The sequence below is a fragment of the Mesorhizobium prunaredense genome (genome assembly GCF_900156895.1).
GTDB lineage: Bacteria > Pseudomonadota > Alphaproteobacteria > Rhizobiales > Rhizobiaceae > Mesorhizobium > Mesorhizobium prunaredense.
On sequence record NZ_FTPD01000045.1, the window covers coordinates 39,907 to 59,020 of the forward strand.

The 19,114-nt window shown below is 58.6% G+C and carries 14 protein-coding genes and 5 pseudogenes; 8 read left to right on the forward strand and 11 right to left on the reverse strand.

Annotated elements, in window-relative coordinates; translation table 11 throughout:
- Positions 1–175: 175 nt before the first annotated feature.
- Entirely contained in the window at positions 176–2,458 is a 2,283-nt protein-coding gene (locus tag BQ8794_RS24060; protein ID WP_244555084.1) for an FG-GAP repeat domain-containing protein, read from the reverse strand.
- A 125-nt stretch (positions 2,459–2,583) separates the two neighbouring features.
- Between BQ8794_RS24060 and BQ8794_RS36715 the strand changes: the two genes are divergently transcribed.
- Complete coding sequence (locus BQ8794_RS36715) at positions 2,584–2,742, forward strand: hypothetical protein (protein WP_244555122.1); 159 nt, start codon at positions 2,584–2,586, stop codon at positions 2,740–2,742.
- A 37-nt stretch (positions 2,743–2,779) separates the two neighbouring features.
- Here the strand turns inward: BQ8794_RS36715 and BQ8794_RS36720 are convergent.
- Positions 2,780–3,070 (reverse strand): annotated as a pseudogene (locus BQ8794_RS36720) (hypothetical protein); the annotation flags it as partial.
- Between the two features lie 211 nt (positions 3,071–3,281).
- On the opposite strand from BQ8794_RS36720, the gene BQ8794_RS24070 reads away from it, so the two are divergent.
- The 4 genes from BQ8794_RS24070 (at position 3,282) to BQ8794_RS24085 (ending at position 8,271) form a co-directional block, all read left to right on the forward strand.
- On the forward strand, positions 3,282–3,548 hold the full coding sequence (locus BQ8794_RS24070; RefSeq protein WP_077381119.1) for a hypothetical protein: 267 nt from the start codon (positions 3,282–3,284) through the stop codon (positions 3,546–3,548).
- Between the two features lie 10 nt (positions 3,549–3,558).
- The gene (locus BQ8794_RS24075; RefSeq protein ID WP_077381120.1) at positions 3,559–4,812 is read left to right on the forward strand and encodes a class I SAM-dependent methyltransferase; all 1,254 of its coding nucleotides are present in this window, start codon (positions 3,559–3,561) and stop codon (positions 4,810–4,812) included.
- Positions 4,809–6,032, forward strand: coding sequence for a class I SAM-dependent methyltransferase (locus BQ8794_RS24080; RefSeq protein ID WP_244555085.1), 1,224 nt, complete (start codon positions 4,809–4,811; stop codon positions 6,030–6,032). Before BQ8794_RS24075 ends, BQ8794_RS24080 begins: the two co-directional genes overlap by 4 nt.
- Before the next feature lie 793 nt (positions 6,033–6,825).
- Positions 6,826–8,271 carry a lipopolysaccharide biosynthesis protein gene (locus tag BQ8794_RS24085; protein ID WP_077381121.1) on the forward strand — a complete coding sequence of 482 codons (1,446 nt, stop codon included), beginning with the start codon at positions 6,826–6,828 and terminating at the stop codon, positions 8,269–8,271.
- Between the two features lie 33 nt (positions 8,272–8,304).
- On the opposite strand, the pseudogene BQ8794_RS24090 reads toward BQ8794_RS24085, so the two are convergent.
- Positions 8,305–8,569, reverse strand: a pseudogene (locus BQ8794_RS24090) (transposase); the annotation flags it as partial.
- Here BQ8794_RS24090 and BQ8794_RS35955 point away from each other — a divergent pair.
- Positions 8,546–8,728, forward strand: a complete 183-nt coding sequence (locus BQ8794_RS35955) for a hypothetical protein (RefSeq protein ID WP_077381122.1) — start codon at positions 8,546–8,548, stop codon at positions 8,726–8,728. The pseudogene BQ8794_RS24090 and the gene BQ8794_RS35955 overlap by 24 nt on opposite strands.
- A 310-nt stretch (positions 8,729–9,038) precedes the next feature.
- Here BQ8794_RS35955 and BQ8794_RS24100 read toward each other — a convergent pair whose 3' ends face one another.
- From BQ8794_RS24100 to BQ8794_RS24115, 4 genes are all read right to left on the reverse strand, one after another.
- The gene (locus BQ8794_RS24100; RefSeq protein ID WP_077381123.1) at positions 9,039–10,028 is read right to left on the reverse strand and encodes a hypothetical protein; all 990 of its coding nucleotides are present in this window, start codon (positions 10,026–10,028) and stop codon (positions 9,039–9,041) included.
- A gap of 40 nt (positions 10,029–10,068) precedes the next feature.
- Positions 10,069–11,028, reverse strand: coding sequence for a glycosyltransferase family 2 protein (locus BQ8794_RS24105; protein WP_077381124.1), 960 nt, complete (start codon positions 11,026–11,028; stop codon positions 10,069–10,071).
- Between the two features lie 28 nt (positions 11,029–11,056).
- Positions 11,057–12,040, reverse strand: coding sequence for a class I SAM-dependent methyltransferase (locus BQ8794_RS24110; protein ID WP_077381655.1), 984 nt, complete (start codon positions 12,038–12,040; stop codon positions 11,057–11,059).
- Positions 12,041–12,273: 233 nt separating this feature from the next.
- Entirely contained in the window at positions 12,274–13,557 is a 1,284-nt protein-coding gene (locus tag BQ8794_RS24115; RefSeq protein WP_425293584.1) for a glycosyltransferase, read from the reverse strand.
- A gap of 345 nt (positions 13,558–13,902) precedes the next feature.
- Here BQ8794_RS24115 and BQ8794_RS24120 point away from each other — a divergent pair, with 345 nt between their 5' ends.
- Positions 13,903–14,769, forward strand: coding sequence for a glycosyltransferase family 2 protein (locus BQ8794_RS24120; RefSeq protein WP_077381126.1), 867 nt, complete (start codon positions 13,903–13,905; stop codon positions 14,767–14,769).
- Between the two features lie 14 nt (positions 14,770–14,783).
- Entirely contained in the window at positions 14,784–16,220 is a 1,437-nt protein-coding gene (locus tag BQ8794_RS24125; protein WP_077381127.1) for a polysaccharide biosynthesis/export family protein, read from the forward strand.
- An 18-nt stretch (positions 16,221–16,238) separates the two neighbouring features.
- On the opposite strand, the pseudogene BQ8794_RS24130 reads toward BQ8794_RS24125, so the two are convergent.
- The 4 genes and pseudogenes from BQ8794_RS24130 to BQ8794_RS36725 form a co-directional block, all read right to left on the reverse strand.
- A pseudogene (locus tag BQ8794_RS24130) lies at positions 16,239–16,793 on the reverse strand (transposase); the annotation flags it as partial.
- Between the two features lie 69 nt (positions 16,794–16,862).
- Positions 16,863–17,660, reverse strand: a complete 798-nt coding sequence (locus BQ8794_RS24135; RefSeq protein WP_077381128.1) for an FkbM family methyltransferase — start codon at positions 17,658–17,660, stop codon at positions 16,863–16,865.
- A 106-nt stretch (positions 17,661–17,766) separates the two neighbouring features.
- Positions 17,767–18,084: pseudogene (locus tag BQ8794_RS24140) on the reverse strand (transposase); the annotation flags it as partial.
- A 343-nt stretch (positions 18,085–18,427) separates the two neighbouring features.
- Positions 18,428–19,080, reverse strand: a pseudogene (locus BQ8794_RS36725) (transposase domain-containing protein); the annotation flags it as partial.
- Positions 19,081–19,114: the final 34 nt, after the last annotated feature.

The following is a 19,114-nucleotide window of genomic DNA, read 5'->3' on the forward strand; positions in this document are numbered from 1 at the left end:
CTATCGACAACGTCGAATGGTTTAACACGTCGAGCGGTTGAATTCATTCAGCGCATCGAATTTTCCCGGACTTGAGCGTCGAAGCATGAGCGCCCGCGCAGCGGTGTAAACAGGTGGTGCCGGACGAGGTCGCTACGGTTCATGCGGCGCGCCGGCCGATGCTCACCCCTCCCCGTCAGCGGGCCTTTTGGTCGCCATCAGCATCCTTGCCGACCGCGCCATTCCGCCAGACATGGATCGCTTCGAATGCGTCCCATGCGATCGACACAATGTCGAGATCCCCGTCACCGTCGAGGTCGACCGTCCTTGCTCCCAGATGGTTTTCCATCCCTTCGCCGACCAGCTGCTCGATGAACCGTCCCCCACCCAGATTATGCCAGCTCGAGAGGCGAAGTGCGCCGCGATGCTCGCCCATGATAAGATCCGGCCTGCCGTCCCCAGTCATATCGGACACTGAAAGGCTATTAAGGGAACCGCGCGAGGTGATTTCGTGTTGCTCCCAGTCGGAGGAGCTGTCGCCGGGGTTGTGCCACCAATACGCCTTAGCGCTGTCGGCTTTGCCATTTTCCTCGGTCACGACGATGTCCGCACGCCCGTCGCCATCAAGATCGGCGGCCGCGACGCGGTCGGGATAGACCATTTCAGGAACTTTTCCAACATGCCGAAGCTTCCAGTCTGGCGAGCCGTCACCCGGATTGCGCCACCATGCGGCCGTCTTTGCATCGCCGGTCGTGGCGACAAGGTCAAGTAGACCGTCCCTATCGATATCGGCGAATGCGATCCCTTCATCAGACGCTTCGGCGCAGATGCGGGTGCGCGGCCATGGCTCGACTGTTGGATCGTCAGGAATCTTAAAATAGAAAACCCCACCGCCACTCGAGACCGCCACCTCCGGCTTCCCACCTTTTACGACCTGGGCTAGCGCATGGCCCTGGGAGCCGAGCTCATGACTGGCGGCGGGAACCTCTCCGATCTCGTGCTCTTCAAAGCGGTGCGCTTCAATGTCCTCGGCATGGAGCCACACCAGGTGCAGCGCCCTGCCTCCGCCGCGCTGTGCTATGACCTCCCCGCGCCCGTCACCATCGAGATCCAGGGCTGCGACCGCGTCCACACCCTCGGCAAGCGGGGCCCGTTCCCATTCTGTGTTCCAGGGTTCGACCGGTTGACGGTACCAGAACGGACCCGAGATGATGTCCGTGAGATCATCACCATCCATGGCGGAAAAAGCGATCCCAAAGGAGCGGACGTGCCCGTTCGTGATGCGATGATAGGTCCAGCGGTCGAGGCGGACCGATGCAGGCGGATCCAGGCGATTGATCCACACTCTGACAGGCGGGTTGCCCACCCAGTTCGCCCCATAGATGTCAAAATCGCGGTCCCTGTCGACGTCGGCGACGATTCCGTTGTGGAGGCCCACATCGTCGATCACTTGACGGGACCAGCGCGTTCCTCGCCCGTCGACATTGTAATGGATCGCGAGCTTGCGCTCCTCTGTCGTATGCATCTGCCCGACAACGACATCGTTGTCCCCGTCTCCGTCCATGTCGGCTGCCTGCAGCGTATGGGCGCCCGCGACAGAAGGCTGAATGACATGGCGGATCCAGCGGCCCGTCGGTCCGGCGAGGGGCTGGAACCAGGCGACGTCGTCAGTGTGCTCGGAACTCGAAGTCAGAATGTCGGCGCGGCCGTCCTGGTCAAGGTCGGTGACGAGCGCCTTGAATGCAGGATTGAACGGACCAAGCTCGTAGCTGCGCCATAGTGCTGGATCGCGTGCTGCCGCTGCGCCTGGATTCGAGGCCCATACTCCGTGCAGGACGAGATCGACATCAGCATCGCCGTCAATATCACCGATTGCCATTCCCTCTTCGCCAAGGTTGAAGAAGAACAAGCCCACGCGGGTCCAGGAGCTGGGGCTTTCTTGGAAGAAAATCATCACTTCGCCAGGCGCCCGAACGACGATATCAACGAGGCCGTCCCCGTCGAAATCGGCCGCCTTGATGTCTTTGCCCCAGCTGCCGACTGCACCGATTTCCCGGCGCTTCCAGCTGGGACCGTGGGTCGGGTTATCATTCGGCCGCGGGTTCTCGAACCAGACGAGATTGACAGCATCGGACCCATCGGCCGTGACGATGTCGGGATCACCGTCCCCATCGATGTCGGCAAGCACGCCGTCGGTGGTGAACTCGACGCGGGGCCTCGCGATTACGGTGTGGACCAGATCGGGCCACCGCCACCAAGACATCGCATCCTCGGGGAAGCCGCCAAGAACGAAATCTAGTCGATTATCGCCGTCTATGTCGCCAACAAGCTTTACGTCTCCTGAATAGGGGGCAATCTCTTTGCGTTCAAAAACAAGACCCGACTCTAGAATTTCTTCGGGAGGTCCCTGTCCCTGAGCGGCGTCGCAACTTGCGAGAGTGCACCCGATCATAAGGACCGCGATCAGGCGGCCAAACATGGTAAATGTTGATTTCGTAGCGTGTGAACATTTCGTAGTCGGCCAACCGCCCGACGAAATCTCCCCCCGACAAATCCGACAGCGCCCGCCATTCATCTTAGTTCTCCAGGCGCCGCATCTGACGCATGCGCCGCCAGCGCTTCACGCTTTACGCCGATAACATCGCCAACATAGGCGAGGCTATTGAGCGTGGACGACGCAATGGTACCAATCCAGACTGGATACTCGAATACCGTAACAAGGGCGACCATAACCACGAAGCGCCGCGCCAACTGCTGCATTGACGGCGACATGATCGGAAGCCGGATACTTTGCATAGTTCACGAAAACGCTCTGCGGCCGCCATGACTTGAGCATCGACACGACCGCATGTGTTATCTCATGAACGTGATGCTTGGCCGCCCCGCCTGGAAGGCGTAAGAATGTAACACTTTCGGATGAAACGCCAAGACGACGAACCGCTTCTATGGCTCCGGCTTCGCGTGTCGTCCGCAAGGTTTCAGGATGCCTAGGGTCGCGACGCGGCGCCATCGGTGACAAAAACCAAACGGACCTAGGCACCCGAGGCAATCTTTTTGGCCGCAACTCCACCGCAACCCAGCGTCTCATCATCCAGATGCGGCGCAACAATGACAGCCGACGCTGACCAGTCGCCTACGTCAAACGGCTTAGTCGCAGTCGCAATTGACTATCAAGCATGGTGCTGAAGGTCCACATTGGTGCGCTTCCATCATCCGTTCGCTCGCATTGTTGAACGCCGATCGCCCATGGTAACAGAACTCACGGGCGTTTGAGACCTGTGTTTGTTGGTGGGGAAGACTTTATGAAAGTGGGTATCCTCGCGGGAGGATTTGGGACACGGCTGGCCGAGGAAACAGAGAGCCTGCACGCGTTCAAGCCGCAATGGACGGCCCGACGCGGCGTCGCGCAGCGCTACGAGGCATTCGGCACTGTTGGTCTCTTGCTTGAAGAGTTCGAGGGGGAGCGCGTCAGGCGCATCGCCCACGTGAAAAAGCTGATCCGCGATTGCGAACTGGACGAGCACCTGGTCGCGTTCCCGTTCTGCCCAAAGCAGACTGAGCCGGGCTAAGGGGGACGATATGGACATGATGTGCCTAGATGCGAAGTCGGTGACCGAGCGAGCCTGCCGATCTTGCGGTGGAAGTGGCATTGAGACGTTTCTCGAGTTCGGTAAAACGCCACTGGCCGATCGCCTTCTCACCAGCAGCGACATCGGCGAACCGGAGCCCATTTTTCCGCTGCGCGTCGCGTTCTGCAAAGACTGCAGCCTCGTCCAGATCACCGAGACGGTGAATCCGATAGTTCTTTTTGCCGATTCTTATCCATATTATTCTTCTTTCTCCCCTGCTCTCTTAAAGCATTCGCGTGCGAATGCGCTTGATCTGATCAACCGCCGCGGTCTTGGCCCGGAGAGCCTTGTCATCGAATTGGCGAGCAATGATGGTTATCTGCTGAAGAACTACGTCGAGGCGGGAATGCGGGTGCTCGGAATTGATCCGGCCGACGGACCTGCCGCCGCTGCCGAGAGGGCCGGCGTGCCCACGCGCTGTGCATTCTTCACCCGCGATCTCGCGGAAACGCTGCGCGCCCAAGGCATGCGCGCGGACATTATCCATGCCAATAACGTGCTCGCCCACGTGGCCGACACCAACGGATTTGTGGCAGGAATTGCCCGACTTCTCAAGGATGACGGTGTGGCGGTTATCGAGGCACCCTATGTCGAACCTTTGATCGAACATTGTGAGTTCGATACGATCTATCATGAGCATCTTTGCTATTTTTCAGTTACTGCACTGGATAAGCTCTTTCGCCGTCACGGGCTTTACCTCAATGAGGTCAAGCACCTTTCAATCCACGGCGGTTCGCTGCGCCTTTATGTGGAATCGCGCGAGAACGTGGGGGCGACAGTAAAGGAACAGCTTGCCCATGAAGCCTCGCGCGGGATCGATGCGATCGGCTATTTCCGCGATTTCTCCACCAAGGTCGACGCGCTGAAGCGCGACCTTTCCACGCTCTTGCGCCGGTTAAAGTCGCAGGGTGCCACGATTGCCGCCTATGGAGCGGCAGCCAAGGGAGCAACGCTGATTAACACCGTCGGCATCGGGTGCGACCTCGTGGACTTCGTTGTGGATCGCAACGTCCATAAACACAACAAATATATGCCCGGACAGCGCCTGCCGATCCGCTCGACTGAAGCGCTCCTCGAGGTGCAACCCGATTACGTCCTTCTCCTTGCTTGGAATTTCGTAGACGAAATTCTCGATCAACAGGCCGAGTATCGTGCACGCGGCGGAAAATTCATCCTCCCCGTCCCAACGCCGAGAATCATATGACAAAACAGGCGGACCGCGCGCAAATGGCTTGCCTGAAAGCCGATGGACCGACGCAGTCGACGGGTTCCATTCGAACTGATTGCTTGGTCTGCGGTCAGCGAAATCTGCTCAATTCGGTGCTATTCGAAGCGTTGCCCCTGCTCTGCAACGCGCTTTGTGCGGACGCGGCATCGGCGCGCGCGGCACAGACCGGCAGATTTGCGACTACCTTCTGCCTCGGCTGCACGCACGTCTTCAACGCCTCGTTCGAGGAAAATCGCATTGGTTATACGCAAAGCTACGAGAATTCGCTTCATTTCTCCCCCCGTTTCGTGGCGTTTGTCGAAACGCTGGCCGAGCGCCTGAGCAGGACCTACGCGCTGTCGGGGAAGACGATCGTCGATATTGGATGCGGCAAGGGGGATTTCCTGAAGCGGCTAAGCTTGATCAGCGGTGCGCAGGGAATCGGTTTCGACAAGAGCTTCGAGGACAATCGGGGGGAGGCGGTCCCTGGCGTACGATTTATCAACGACTGGTTCGGCGATTCCTACGCGGATCTGCGTCCTGACCTAGTGGTATGCCGCCAGGTTCTCGAACATATCGCCGAGCCGGTGAAATTCCTGCGCGCCCTTCGCGCCCATCCGGGTATCGGACCGGAGACGGTGTTCTTCTTTGAAGTCCCGAATGTCCTTTACACGCTCCGAGATATGGGAATCTGGGACCTCATTTATGAGCACGCCTCCTATTTCACGCCCGCTTCGCTGAACGCGGCGTTCGAGACAGCTGGCTTTCGAGTGCTGGATGCAGGGACGTCTTTCGGCGACCAGTATCTTTACATTGAGGCGCGGCCGGCTGCCCCCAAGTACGCTACTTCCGTTGACAGCCGCGAGATCGAGATGCTCGTCCGCGATTTCGAGCGCGCCTATCGCGACAAGATCGAGCGATTGGGTGGTTACATCGCGAGGCGCAATCCCCAGCAGACCGTCGTTTGGGGAGGGGGATCGAAGGGCATTACATTCGTCAACGTAGTGCCAGGCGCCGATCGGATCCGCGCGATCATCGACGTGAATCCGCACAAGCAAGGTCGCTTTGCCCCAGGAACCGCCACTCCGGTCCTTGCTCCGGAGGCGTTGCGCGGCCAGCCAGTCGAATCAATCATCGTCATGAACCCGCTCTACCGCGAGGAGATCACCAGTATTGTAGCGGAGCTCGGCTTCACACCGGAGATTGCGGTTGCATGAAAGTTCAATTCAACCGTGGCGGCACGAAAGCGCAGAACGGGATTGGTAGGGGATACTCCAATGACCGTGCCGGTCGGGATCAACACGGCCATTCCACCAAGGGTCATCGGACTTTCTCGTCTCGTTATAGCCCGACAATCTGGCAGAGTGCGCTCTCACTTTGATTGCCGCGGGCACCTCGTTTGCCCTTGAATATCAGCCAGCGCGGAAAGAGGTAGCTCCCGCTTCTTGATCGCCTGCGCGGGTGGGCGTGTGGGACGCGGGATGGTCCATCGGTAATCGGGCTGCACCAAACTGCCCCGGGGGCGTAAGACATACGTCGTTTGGGGACGTTTACGTTCCCACGCTCCGGCGTAAGGTTTGGCAAGATGCACTCGAACGAATTCGAATCCCGGCAAGCCCCGCAGCGATAACATCAGGATATCAGCCTTAACACTGCCTAATTTGATTGCGCTACAAAGAGGATTTCCAGAGGAGCTGCCTATGACCAATAAGAACTGGAAGCAGCCACCTTTCCTCGCCAACCACAGCATCCTCAGCCATGCGTGCTTGTGGGGTGGTGGAATAGAATGACGAGCAAGCATGAGAAACGCCATCTGTGTCCCGCGACGACTCTGCGTTCGCGAGATTCCAGCTCGATAAACGATAGCCGGAGAGAGATCGCCGGCTCTCGTTTTTATTCACGTAGACCAGGCCAGATCGCTAGCGGCGCAGCCGTGAGACGAAGACGGAAAGCCTTGACTGCGCGATCGAAAGTCGCAGTTCCGTCCTCCAACGGACAAAGAGGCATGCGATGACATCGATCGGCGCGAAGATTGTCAGCGGCGCAGCTTGGACAGCAGTCGAAACATGGGGGCGGCAAGCAGCCATGTTTGCCGTTTTTGTCGTATTGGCCAGGCACCTCGGACCTGAAGCATTCGGCCTCGCCGCCCTCTCCATGGTTGTACCCGTCATTCTTGCTGTTCCGGTCACGACCGGAATACCGGAGGCACTCATTCAGCACCCCAAAATTGAGTCCTTACACTTTGACTCGGCCTTCTGGCTTCTCGCCGCGAGCGGCGCGGTGATTAGCGGGCTCATCTGGATGTCTGCCGGTTTGATTGCTGCAGCGTTCGGACAGCCCATTCTCGAAGATCTCATCCGCTGGAGCAGCGTGGTCGTCGTAATTCAGGCCCTCTCGTCGGTACCTGCGGCTGTGTTGAAGCGCCAACTCGAGTTCCGCTTGTTCGCGTTGCGTACACTTGCCGGCACAGTCGTCGGCGGCACACTCGGCATCGTCTTGGTAATAGCCGGTTTCGGCGTATGGAGCATGATTTGGATGCACCTTGCAAAAGCGGCTGTGGAAACCGCTGTACTTCTCGTTGGCAGTTCTTGGCGGCCCCGTCTGACCTTCTCCTATGCAAAGGTTCGTGACCTATTAGGATTCGGCGGCCCGCTTATCGTCCAGACTTTTTGGAGTTTTTTGAATGAGGAAATTCCAAAGGTCCTACTCGGTACGTTCCTCGGCCCCCACGCGGTCGGAGTCTATGCTCTCGCCCGTCGTCCGCTCGACCTTCTGGTGCAAGTATTCCTCAGTCCGCTGATGGCTGTCACTATGCCCACGGTGGCACGGATTCAAGATCAACCCGAAAAGATCGACCGCTTCTTCGACACGACCGTCCGTATCGCCGGGATAGCGGGCTTCCCTGCATTCATCGGATTTGCCGCGATCGCACCGATCGCGGTTCCCTTTATCTTCGGCCCGCAATGGGCTAGCGGGGTCGTCGCTGTCCAGATTCTCATGCTGCTGGGCCTGCAACGCACGATTGACAGCCTCTGCGCGTTTACGATCCTCGCAATGGGTCACTCCAGGTTGATCCTGAAGTTGAACATAGCCTACTCCGTTGTCGCAACGATGCTGTTGTCCGTCACTGCGCAGATCAGCCTTGAGATGACGATGGTGGCGCTCGTAGCCTGCGGCCTGGTCCTCCTACCAATCTTCCTCTTCTACGCTCAGCGCATCGCGCGTATCGACGTGCTGAGACCCCTTGAGATCTTCCCACGACTGGCTCTCGCCGCCCTCCTGATGTTCGGCGCCGTCAGTGCGTGGCTAAGCAGCGCGCCTGAGCACGCCGCGCAGGAGACGCTTCTTATTAGCGCAATTGTCCTTGGAGCCGCTGTCTATTGTACGTCTCTCTTCGTGCTGGTGCGCTCTGACCTGTTCAATGCGCGAGACTTGTTCCTCAGGCTTCGCGGCTAGCTTGGTGTCCGGGCGCGACCCTGTAGAAGAACCCGGGAAATAGGAGCCCTTCCTGAGCTTGGGGATGCGCAGTTCGACGGTGCCGGCGCGTCTCCCAGTCGCGCTCGCGATAGCCGTTGCGCTGGGCCGTGCGCAACGGGTTCTTCTCGCCATAGCCGGCGCCGATGGCGGCTCCAACCTCCAGCTCCATCAGCCGCTTGGCGGCAAAGCCAATCATCTCGCGCAAGAGATCGGAATCCGGAGTCTTCTCCTCGAGCGCGCGCAGGTTCTGTCGATGACCACCGCAAAGCCGCTCGATCGCAACAGCGCTATCGAGGGCGCGCTCGCGAGCGGCGTCGCTACCGCCGAGCTGAGCTACACCACCTGTGGGGACGCGACCGTGACCAGTGCCTCTTCATCGAAGCAAGCCTCCCGAAACCGGGATGACCGCTGGTCTTTCAAGACCTGGAAGGATTGATACGTTGGTCCGCCGTTTCGACCAAAACTATCGCGACAAAGTCGCCTGGTGGCGCGATTACCCATTACCTTGCCTGGGGTGCGAGATTAAACGGTATCACTTTCGTCAACGTCGTTCCCGAGGCGCGCGGATCAGCGCTCTGGTCGACGTCAAACGCACAAGCAAGGGTGCTTTGCTCCAGGTACAGGCACAGCTGTGGTTGGGCCGGAGAGCCTGCGCGGCCGACGCGTGCGGTCAATCATCGTGATGAACCCGCTCTATCGAGACGAAGTTGCCCAGGCGGCACCAAAGCTTGGTCTTGCGCCCGATATCATCGTTGCCTGAGCCGGCGATCCAGACTTTGCGGTTGACGGCCTGAGTTTACCACTCCATCGACGTCGATCCGTTGCAGGTTGACCGGCCTCAGCCAGCAGTGTCGCGTATAGTCGGTCGAGCGGCGCATAAACTGCGGCCATCTAAGTGGCGTCTTGACCAACGCCCGCCAAAGCGACAGGGAGTTAAGGCCGATCAGAAAGCGAGACCGTATGAGCTGTCCGCGCCGGTCCACCGCTGCATAGGTTACGAACCCGCGAAACACAGCGCCGAACCTCTTCAGCACAGCATCAACCTGCACGTCATAACGCTCGTCGGCGGCGAAACCTTGAAGCGACTTTGTTGTCCCGACCGGCCGCGTGTGTCTTACAACGACATCGTCAACGATGGCGTACCGCAACCATGGCGTGTCAGTCAGACGTGTCCAAAGAAGGTCTATTCCCGTCTCGTAGCCGAGCCCGAACAATTTCAACGCCGTTTGCAGGCACCTGGCGCTGAACACCGGGCACATCATCTCGACCGTGTTGGTATATCGCAACAAGTATCGCTTGCCGCTGACAAGCGTCGCTGCGTAGGAGAAATAGCTGTCCCAAGACAGTGCTGGCTGAAACAGATCAAGTTTATAGTGGCGGCCGATGGCGAACAGACGATTCAAGTCCAGCTTCGTCGTCTCGATGTCATCGTCGATCAGTGCAATGAGATCATATCGCGTTGCAATTTCAGGGTAGCATTGAAACAAGGCATGATAGCCGGCGATCTTGCGCCCCGGGAGAAATACGCTGAAATCGTTCTGTCCATGGGAGACGCCAGCCTCGTAGGCGGCGACGAGAAGATCGAAGTCGGCGTCGCCCACCCCCTCAGTCCAGCCGGCATGCAAAGAGCTACGCCCCGCCCGGACGATGACCAGATTTCTCTTGCCCGAGCCCTCCGGCAATTTTCGGAAGGCTGATACTGCTGAGGCCGCGGGCGTGACTTGGCGAAGGTTCATACAAAGCCTCCCGGCGGGCGTCGCACCAGATCACTCGTTTCTAGCCAGGCGATCTGTTTGACACGGCATGAATGCGTTTCAGCGCTCCCACGCCGGCGCCGCGGAGCTTGGTACGAAGTTGCGGAGATACGGCGCCTACAAGTTCCAGGAACAATCTCGCGATAAGCAGCGGATCCAAGATCCACGCAACCAGATGAAGCAGTGTCATGCCCAACGGTGCTGTGCGCCTGTGCCGATAGGCAATTGCGACGAGGTGTTTTATCCGCCTCGATAATTCAAAGGCATTCGCCGTCGAGCCACCAGGATTTTGCCAAGCCAATCGCTCGGAGCTTGGCAACCGCACCGAGCGCGTCGGATGGTCACGGCTGTATAGTATCGCGTTGGGCGCATGAACAAACGTCCCGAGAAGAGCCATCTCGGCCAGAAGCGCACAATCGGAGCCGTAGTAGGGCTCGTGCAATGTCGTCTTGGCTAAGGAATCCCGACGCCAGAGGCCGAACATCGCAGCATCCCAACCGTGCGCAGCAACCATCAACCGGAATCGGGATGCGGGCTTCGATCCTCCCATGTCCGGCAGCACCCTTTCGACATAGGAAGTCAGCTGTCCGGTCTCGTCGATTCCCAGCAGCCGCGGGTAGGCAATGACGTGGCGAGCATTCGCGTCAAGTGCACGCACGCAGTCTGTCAAGAAACCACCGCTCAAGAGGTCGTCGTGCGCGCACCATTTGAAATATTCGCCTGTGCTCAGCTGGAAAGCTCGATTGAAATTGGCACCGGCGCCCAAATTCCGTGCGTTTCGGACATAGCGGACGCGCTTGTCCTGCCGCGCGAATTCCAGACATATATCGGCTGTTCTATCTGTCGAAGCATTGTCGGTGATGACGAGCTCGAAATCATCGAAGTCCTGCTCGAGGATCGACCGGATCGCCTCGGAGACGAAATTCTCGCCGTTATAGACAGGCATGCCAAGGGACACTTGCGGCGACTTGGAATCTTGCATTTCGGGTTCTTCTTTGACGAGAGCGCAATCAGACCGCGACGACTTCCGGTCGAAGATCCAGCGCAATCAAGGATTGCGCCACTTCATTCAGATATATGGGGTTCATGACGATGACGAGATCAGGGGGAGCGTCCAACAAGTCGTTTGGCGCGATGACCGGGTGACCGGTTCCGGGCGTAAACTTGCCTTGCTTGTAGGGGTTGATGTCGACTGCTGCCCAGACTTCGTCGCCAAGCTGCAAGGTCGTCAGGAACGACACTGCCTTGGAGCCGCCGCCCCACAGGACGACCCGCCGGCCGGCGGCGTGTGCGGCGCGAATGCGCTCCTGCCAGGCATTCTGAGCGGCTCGCACGCGGGCGGGAAAGGTTTCCGCCAAACGGTGCATCAATTCCAGATCGTGCTCGAGCGGTAGTCTCGGCATCGTCCGGCCGGCCGACGGCCGGGCGTACTGAACGATGTACTGGTTGTCATAGACGACCTCCAGATCGGTAACGTCGAAACCTTCCTGGCGAAACAGGCGTGCGTGCGCGCCAGGACTGAAATAGGAGCAATGCTCGTAGTAAATGTCCCAGAACGCGCTCTCTACGAGCACACGTTTTGCATCAGGCGTCTCGAAGACCGCCCAATCCTGGGTCCTTTTGCCGATCATCTTGCGGATCAGCCGCACGAAACTCGACACCGAGCTTACGTGTTCGAGCGTGTGGCGACAGAGGATCGTATCCGCCTGGAGATGCTGGTAGTCCGGTCCGAAATAGTCGACGATGATCTTGACGTCGCCGTACTCATCATTGCGGCCTTTGTCGGCTCGATAGGCTGGATCAATACCGAGCCCGGTGGCGCCGCCCGATATGCAAAGTTCGCGGAGAAATTCACCCTTGCCGCAGCCGATCTCCAACACGTGCTTGCCGGCTATCGCACATTTTTGTGCAATTTCGCGTGCAAGTCCCTTCGCGAAACCGTTGAAGGTGCTGGAAAAATGCTGGGATTCCTCGAAATTGGTCGAGTACCCCATGATCGTTTCGTCAAAGGCCCTGTTGAATATGAATCCGCATGCCTCGCAGAATGCGAGGTCAAGATCGCGGCGGGGAAAGGCGTGCGCTTCTCGGGCCGAGTTCAGCAGGACGCAACTATGCACCGGGATTGATTCGACCCGGTAGATTGACCGGCTGACTGGCGCCGAGCAGCACGGGCACGCGGCCGGTCCAAGCGCTTTTTTGTTGCTTGCCATGTGAAGGTCAAATGAGTTCATTGTAGAATTGGCTCGATAAGTGAACCGGTTATATCGCGCGTCGAGCTCTCGGCTCCGAAGAGTTCATTGTACTCGGTTGCGCGAGCGAGTTGGACAGACTGGGCCAGGCCAAGGGCGTCGAGTATTGCGACGTCGAACCTTTCCTCGGAGAACCGGGTCGCGTTCATACGACAGGCGTGCGGCGTAACGGACACCGCATTTTTCTCGAATAGATCAATGGCCCCAGCTACGGAATCGATGGTCTGACGGTCGAAGAGCACACCTGTCGGATGGGCGCTCTCGCCAAGCGGCCGGACAATGTCGCGTGCGCCGCCGCGGCCGAAGGCGATCAATGGCGTGCCGCACGCCTGGGCCTCGGCAAGCGTTATCCCGAAATCCTCGCATCCAGCAAACACCATCGCACGAGCATTGGCGATTTTCTCGATGTATTCATGCCGCGGCAGATAGCCGGTGAAGATTATGTTGGGGCCGGCAAGCGATCGCAGATGCTGGGATTGTACTTCGTCGCCGACAACAACCAGGCGACGCGACGGCGTTTTGCTGAACGCCTCGATTATCAGATCCGTGCGTTTATACGGGGCGTGGAACGCGGCCGTGACGTAGTAGTCATCCTTGTTGACGACGAGTTCAAGATCCTCGATGGCGACGGGCGGATGGACTACCCGCGCGTCGCGGCCATAAATCCGTTCGATTCGAGAGCGGACATAATTCGAATTTGCCAGCATCAGGTCAGGACCATGTGCCGTTCTTGTGTCCCAGGTCCGCAGCCTGTGAAGCATATAGCGAAAGACAAGACCTTTCGGGCCAAATCCCAAGCGGGCTTGCTGCAAATAGGAGAATTGTTCGTCCCACGCATACCGCACCGGACTGTGCACATAGCACAAATGTGGTTGGTCCGGGCGGGTCAGAACGCCTCGCGAGAATGCGGCCGACGAGGAAATTACCGCGTCATAACCTGTGACATCAAATTGTTCGATCATAAACGGGCAGAGAAAGAACAGTGACCTGTAGTACTTTTCCACGAAGGGAAGTCGATTCAAGCCGGAAACGTGGAAAATTACGCCTGGAAAATACTCTTCCTTGATCTCCTTCGGGAGAAAATCAAACAGGGTGAAGACCTCGGCTCTCGGAAAAATCTTGCAGATCCGGGCAAGGACCTGCTCCCCTCCCCGAAAATTCGGGCACCAATCATGCACGACGGCGATGCGGGCGTTGCGGTCTATCGCGGCAAATGGCGTCTTGCTGATGGATCGCAAATGTTTGGCATCACGGCCCACCATGGTGGTTGCTTTCGGCTGTCGCACATGGCGCATGCTTTGCCCCTCACGGAATGTTGGCACCTTTTTTTCGGGAATTCTTGTTGCCCGGATGCTCAGCGACTGTGTGCCGTCCGTCCCGTCCAAACAAGTTGCCTATCGGGTTAAGCGCCGCACCCTCCCGAGGCCGGATGTACTCCAACGAGGTACGTCTCCTACTTCGATGGGCCTAAGCACGCATCAACGCTAACCTTATGCGCAGGCTGTATCGGCGCGGCCGGCGGATTAGGATCACCGCGCGCTCACTTCGCAAGCAGTGGTCGCACGCCGTATCTGTAATGCATTGCTCGCGAGGAGAGTTGATCGTCGATGAAAGTGGTCGTGATCGTCGCAACGTTTGGTCGCAAGGAACACGTGGCTCGGCTTCTCGCACAGCTTGAGCGACAGACCCTGCTGCCAGACGCCGTGATACTGTCGGCCCCCGACGCCAGCCATATTCCCAGCAACACGGTTTGCCGGTTTCCCGTATCGCGCGTCGTCGGAAAGACCGGCTTGCCGGCGCAGCGCAACATCGCCCTCGACGTCGCAGGCGACCGTTTCGACATAATCACCTTTTTCGACGACGATTTCATTCCGGCGGACGACTACCTCGAAGGCGTATCGAAGGCGTTCAAGCAGCAACCCGACTGGGCGGTGATGACGGGACACGTGCTGAAGGACGGCGCGACAACCGCAGGGCTCACGTGGGACGAGGGTATCCAGGCGCTTCGCGAAGCCGGCCCTGCGACTGAATCGCGTGGGGTGGATCAACTCAGCGCCTATGGATGCAACATGTCGATCAGGGCCGCATTCATCGACGGACTGCGCTTCGACGAACGGCTTGCGCTCTATGGCTGGCAGGAAGACGTTGATTTCACCAGCCAGTTGAGAGTCAGAGGGCGGGTCGTCCGTTTGCCGTCGATCCGCGGGGTTCACCTCGGCATCAAGAGCGGTCGCGTAAACGGCATCCGTTTCGGCTATTCCCAAGTGGCGAATCCGATCTACCTCGTCCGCAAAGGGACCGTTCCATCGACTTTCGCACTTAGATTGATGGGCAAGAATCTGCTCGCCAATCTCGCGCGCAGCCTCTGGCCGGAATCCTACGTCGACCGGCGAGGGCGTCTGCGCGGCAATCTCCTGGCCCTTTCACATGTGGCAAGGGGCCGGGTGGAGCCCGAGTATATTCTGAAGATCTAGTGCAGAGGTAAGAGATGCTCCAGGAACTGCCCTTTTCAGTCGACAGCGACGCTCGTTCAAATCATCGAGTTCGGCGCCTGGGCCAGCTGTCGGCTCGGCGCAAAGGTTGGCGCATTCTCCACATCGTGGTGTATGCGGGGATATCCTTGGCCGGCATGTTGGGTGCCTCGGCTGCAAACGCCAAAGAGTATGTGCTCGGCCCGCAGGACAAGCTCCGCGTCAAGGTCTACGAATGGCGTGCGTCACGCGACAAGATTTTTGGCTGGGATGCTCTCAACGACGAGTACACGGTCGGTCCCAATGGCTCCGTTTCGCTACCGCTGGTCGGCGAAATCAAGGCTGCCGGACTCACCACCGGTGAGATCGCAAACTCGATCGGCGACAGCCTCATGAAAAGTACCGGCCTTGCCCGAAAACCGAATACGGCGGTGGAAATTGTCCAGTTCCGACCGTTCTATGTTGTCGGCAAGGTGACGCAGTCGGGAGAATTCGCATACCGGCCTGGGCTGACCGTGTTGCAAGCATTGAGCATCGCGGGCGGGTTGCGGACTCGAGAGGACAGGGACGCCAGGTTCGAGCGCGAAGTGATCCAGGGCGAAGGGGATGTGAGCCTGCTCAGACTGAACGAGGCCAGTCTCCTCGCTCGCAAGGCACGACTCGAGGCAGAACTCTCGCATGCCAGCGACATTCAGTTTCCGGCCCAATTGACCTCCCGCATTCAAGACGACGTCTTTGCCATGCTCTTGAAGCAGGAGCGCCTGATCTTCCAGGCGCGCAGCGAGGGATTGGACACTCAGGTCAGGGCGCTTCATGGTCTGCGCGAGTTCCTCCAGAAGGAACTTGCCTCGCTGGAAGCGCAACTCGTTTTCCTCGACAAGCAGATCGGCTCAATCCAGAAAGAGTTGACAGCGGTTTCGGCGCTGGTGGTCAAAGGTCTGGCGGCGGCGCCGCGGGAATTTTCTCTAGAGCGGGCCCTTGCCCAGGCGCAGAGCGAGAGGTTGTCGGCGGAAACCAGTCTGCTGCGTGGGCGTCAGGAAATCAGCAAAACTGACATATCAATTCTCGAGCTCCAGGATGGGCGCAAAAATGAGGTAACGATCGACCTGCGTCAAACGCAAGCTGAGCTCGATGCTCTCGAAAGCAAGACAGAGACGGCAAGGCGGCTATTGTACGAGTCCGCGGTATCTGCCCCGAGCCTTCTTGCCCGCCGAACTGATGCGGAGCTGGCTGCGCCGATCTACACGATTTTCCGGCCGTCGGCGGATGGTGCGACAGTGCAAATCCAAGCTAGCGAAACGAGTGCCGTCGAGCCCGGAGACACGATCAAGGTTGAAATACCACTGGCTGAGGATGAAACGGGCGCGCTGGACCTGACATCGACCGAGCGGCACGAGGCGCCGGGAATAGAACTCAAGGCAGAAACCGCCGGCGATACTGCAGGCATTCCGTAGCCTTCCGTTCGGACTTTGCTAGCGGGATGAGGTAGAAGCGCGCGACTGATCGGCGGCGAGGAGAAGCCACAAAAGAGCCTTCAGCCACCTGAGCAGGAGGGAGAAGTTGTAGCCGGCGGCGGCCAAGGATGGCGTTGACGGCGTTGCCCTGCTTGCCGGCGAGCTAGTTGCGGCCCATCCGGTGCTCAGCCTTGATGTGGCCGATCACGCGCCCGATCGCGGAGCGCCGGCGCATCTGGCGCTTGATGGCTGGGGTGACACGGCGTTTCTGGCCGCCGGTGAAGACCCTGAACTTGTGGCCTCCGGTGCGTTGTGGCCGCGATAGCCGGCGTCGGCGAGAACGCGGCTGATCCGATGGGTCTTTTCCATATCAGAGATGATCGCTGCGAGCGTGTGGCCGTCATAGGGATCGCCGGGCAGCGCTTTTGCATGCAGGGCGAACTGGCCACCCTTTGAGCGCTTCAGTGTGGTGGCCACCGACACTTTCACACCGAACTCGTCATGCGCCCTACCCTTACCGATTCATTCCACCTCGTGCGCATGCAAGCTGTAGATTTTGCGGCCGCGCTGGCGACCCGCAAATAGGCTTGGCGCCCCGCCCGTTTGGCAACACGCGTGGGAATCCTCAAAGGCGTCAATCCATCACAGTGTTGGCAGGCGAACAAGCGTCGTAATCGGCCTCCGCCAAGCCATCTCGTGCGTTGCGGGCAATGGATTGTTCACAAAGTGCCATTCTATCGCGATCCTCTCGATTAATCTGGACAGTTCCATTGGAATGCGTTCGGTGATCTCCCGTTCGAGCACCTCGATGTCGATCTTCAGCAAGTCAATTCGACTGTGCTTTTTAATCACCCTCTCGAGCGCCTTGTTTGAATCAACGCATTGAACCGTCATCTTGTCGGCGAGAGGCTGGCCGATGCCGCCATAGCGTCCGGATGGCTCCCACCCGAACTCAACGGTTCCGTTGGCATAGCCTACCGCCACTGGATTGATCTCGAAATGACCTTCAAACGCCTTCAAGTTCTTTTTCAGGCGCTCGACATTCTGTGGCAGAGGTTCGAAGCAGTAGACGAAATTACCGGAGTTCCTGGTCAGGAAATAGATAGCAGATATGCCGACATTCGAGCCAAAGTCGACGATGACTTCCTTCTTCCTGCTGTCTCCATAATCTCCACGGAAGAAGATCTCGTTAATTGTTATGATGTCGTCGGCATTGAACGCCGTAACCTTTGCCTTCCCGGTGGGTGTCGAGATCACGTATGACACCGGGTACTCACCTCCGCCCAAGGACAGGTAGCGACGGAGGAAATCAATTGGACGGTTGCATTGTCCGAGTATTTTGGCGACAGCCGAAATGTTCTGCGGGTTCATCAAGCCTTTGAAAATCGCGTGCGCCGACCGATGGTGACGCGCCTTTTGGGCCGTTTGGATTATCGTCATGCCATCATCCCCCTGTTGATGAGCTTGGGAAGCGCGCACGCCACGCCGCCAGTGGAGGAAACGGCGCAAGGAAAGTCAATTTAGCCATGCGAGGTATGGGCTAGAGGTCGAAGGGCAGTGCGTGGCGGAAGAACTCCTCGCCGCACAAATACTGGAAGTAGGGTTTCCACCCAGCGCTCGCACAGCACCTCGTCCGACAGGTTGAAGGTGTACTTGAGGATCGCCAGCCCCGCCATCAGCCGGGTCGGCAGCGGCGGCATGCCGGGACAGTCCGAATACAGCGCACCGAAACGCTCCTCCAGCACCGGCCACTCCATCGCCTGCGCCAGGCGCACCAGCTCGTGCTTCATGTTGATGATCTGATCGAGCCTGGGCGGAAAAGATCCTGCTCTCCCGTCTCGCGCTTCTCGCGTGGCCTGGACACTGCGTCCCCCTCGATTCGCCGCCGACCGAAGTGATCACGCTCCACAGCACAAGGGAATCGCAAAATCAAATTGCAGGAAAACAGTGCCCAAACACCGCAAATCATGCGATTCCAAAGCCGACCTCTGCCCTAATCAGCATGCCAGATCAACGGTTTGCGGATAGTTCACGGCCGACCAGGTAACTTTCTTGACCAACACATGCACTATATAGCTCAATCGTCATTGCGCTCTTTTGATAGGAAAAGAGACTTCGCTATGCAAGCAACTGAACTTTTGTAGGCCGCTGCCAGGGGAGTTTCGCTTGATTCGGTCGCGAGATTGCGAGATAGCCGTCGTAGGCGCTCAGGCAACCGTCTTCCGAGGACATCTCAATCGAGCAATCGCGCAAAAAGGCTTCGTCCTCTTCGAGCATCTCGGCCACATATTTGAGAGTGTGAAGAGCCGGAGATGCGATATCCCATCTGGTGGCCCCAACGATCTGGTTGCATGTGAGCCCAATGGGCTCCAATTCCAGGGGGAGCAAGTCCTCGAGCCGTGTGATCGACTTGTCGGCGACGCGAGCGAGGATATCGGCCGGTCGGGCCTGCCCATCGACGTCGTTGAGCTTGGCGGTTTGATCGGCGTCGCCCATGAAAGGCGGCCCGATCGGCACCACGATCGGAGCCCGCAACAGCCAAAGCTTCGCCGGTTGCTGAGCCAATCGACTATGTGCTGAAGCGCTGGGACGGAGCTTCGGGACAATTTTGCCCGCTCGGTCCGCCTCTGCGATCGGCCGGCCTGCTGGCGTCGTTGCAGTCGTTCGTCGGCGGCAAGCCGTTGACGTCGCGCTCGATTTCGAACAGGGCGCCCATGCGTTTGACCACCTCGAACGCGATCGGGGAGATTGGTGCGGCATCCTTGCCGCGCTTGCCATTAGCAGCGATGACGTCGAGCACGAAGAACTTGCAACGTGCATGCGCCCAGCACACCGCCTGGGTCAACGGACCGGGGCCACGACGTGATCACTTCGATCTGATGCTTCGTCGCAGG